The 2,299-nt window shown below is 62.5% G+C and carries 1 protein-coding gene and 1 pseudogene; both read right to left on the reverse strand.

Annotated elements, in window-relative coordinates; all coding sequences use genetic code 11:
• Positions 1-199: 199 nt before the first annotated feature.
• A pseudogene (locus tag NKH63_RS31235) lies at positions 200-1,138 on the reverse strand (IS5 family transposase).
• A 584-nt stretch (positions 1,139-1,722) separates the two neighbouring features.
• On the reverse strand, positions 1,723-2,299 hold a 577-nt coding region (locus NKH63_RS31240), incomplete at its 5' end, for a site-specific integrase (protein ID WP_352920515.1).

The following is a 2,299-nucleotide window of genomic DNA, read 5'->3' on the forward strand; positions in this document are numbered from 1 at the left end:
TTCGGCGTTCAAGACATGGCAAGACGAAGATTGACAGCACGTTGCGGTTGAGGAGCTGGCAAAACGCAGGCTGTGTGCAAGCGAATGGGTTGGCCCCGCTTTTCATTTTCCGCGTAGCCTGTGCCTGCGGCTGCCCGCGCCACAAGGCGTTGGTGCACAAATGTGGCATTAGGCACAATCAGCTCTTTGATGCCGCCTGCTATGTCGGCCTTGCCGGGCTGCGAACGGACTCCGGGCGTGCGCACGCCGTCATGCGGTTGAGAACGGCGCAGCCGATGGCGACCTCGGTCTGCTGAGCCGAAAAGGAGCGGGCTCGCAGGCGACGTCCGATCAGCCCCTTGTAGCGCCCGACGGCGGTCTCGATCAGGGCGCGCTTGCCATAGCCGGTGGACGCCTGCCAATTCAGCCTTCCATCATTGGCGATCGCCGTGATGTGACCGTCCCTTTGACCGGGTGGTCCGGTGTCATCACTCTCCACGGCCGTTGAACGTGGCGGGACGACTATCCTTGCGGTGACGCTGTGTTGCAGCACCGCGCAGTAGGTGGGACCGCTATCATATGCTCCGTCGGCCGTGAATTGGTCGATCTCTGCATCGATCCGGTCGAGCAGCGGCTTCACCTGCGAGGGATCGTCGCCGTCCTGGTCGGTCAGACAATGGGCGATGATCTCGCCGCTGTCGGCATTGAGAACCAAATGCAGCTTGCGCCAGGTCCGGCGTGATCTGGCACCGTGCTTGTCTTCCAGCCATTGGCCGGCGCCGTAGACTTTCAAATCCGGTGCTATCGATCAGCACATGCAGCGGACCGTCTCGGGATGCCGCTGCCGCTTGGCCGATGGTTCCCATATCTGCCCCCGGCTGCTTAGCGTCGTGTGATCGGGAACCGGTAGATCAAGCCCCATCAGATCGAGCAGCGAGGTCGCCAATCCCTCGCTCTGGCGCAGACGAAGCCCGAAGACGCATCCCAGTGTCAAGACCGCCTCGATGGCGAGATCGGAATAGCGGGGCTGGCCGCTGCGGGTCGTTCTTCGCGGCGCATGCCACCTGGCCAAGGCTTCTTCTGTCAACCACAGCGTCAGACTGCCGCGCCGCCGAAGGCCCGCCTCGTATTCCGGCCAGTTTGTCACCTTGAATTTCATCTTCGCGACTCGGTGACGGCGGCTGGCATTGACGGCAGGGGCGGCGCACCATGGTCACGGCCGATACCCCCGCCATGTGGCTCGTGCTGGAAGCCCTCGGCCCAATGTCAGCTAAACAGATGACGGCCACCGGAGAGCATCTGATGGGACTTATCCCAGCGTTGTGCCCGGGGTGCGCGAATCGAAACCGCGCGGATCGACGAGTCCACTACATCTCGTGTCCCTTAGGGCATGGCCCCACCTTCCGGAAAAACACCCCACTCAGCCCTGTCCGGATCTGGCGCTCCTTGCTCGCTCCGCTGGCCTACACAGTTGATTGCGAACGACCCAGAACGGCTCTCGAAAACGAGCGTCGAACGAAATCAGATCACCGTTTGTTCTCCCTTAGCGTTGTTTGGCGTACTTTTATCGCGATGCCCTCTTGTGGGCCGTGCCATAACGCAGTTGATGATCATGCCTGACTACGAAGCGTCGGCCGCCGATAGTCTGGATACAGCGCTCGCTGTGCTCGATGAGGTATTGTTATCGCCTGAGATCTGACCGCCTCATCCCAGCGGACAAAACGGGGCAGGGAGGGGGGCTTTTCAGAGCCCGGACGCCTTGGTGAGATTGACGCGGAAACGATCGCGCCGGCGCTGATACTTTCGCGTCATCTCGGCCGAGGCGTGACCGAGCTGCTTTTGCACATAGCGCTCGTCGACCTCGGCCGAGGACGCGAGGCCGGCGCGCAGCGAATGGCCAGCAAACTTTTGACCGCGTTCGCCCTCCGACAGATCGCCACGCACGCCGGCTGCGAGCGCCGTGCGCTTGATCAGGCGTGCGACCTCCTGGTCGTTAAGCCGATCGGCGCCGACTCTTTTGTCTTGCCCTATTACCCTTCGGAACAAAGGGCCATGGCCGATCCGCGCCAGCTTCAGCCAGGTTTGCAGCGCGACCACCGGGCAGGTGGCGTCGGAGGAGCCGCGGCCGACCTCGACCTCGCGCCAACCGGTTTTGCCGCGCAGGGTCACCAGCACGCCCTTGTCAGGAAAAAACTCAATCCAGCCAGAAGAATCCTCGGTCTGGTCGCGACCAATGTCGAGGCCGACGATTTCGGATCGGCGAAGGCCGCCGGCGAAACCCAAAAGCAGCATGGCGCGGTCGCGCAGACCACGCAGCGTG

It is taken from the genome of Mesorhizobium sp. M0960 (assembly GCF_040319055.1).
Taxonomy (GTDB): Bacteria; Pseudomonadota; Alphaproteobacteria; order Rhizobiales; family Rhizobiaceae; genus Mesorhizobium.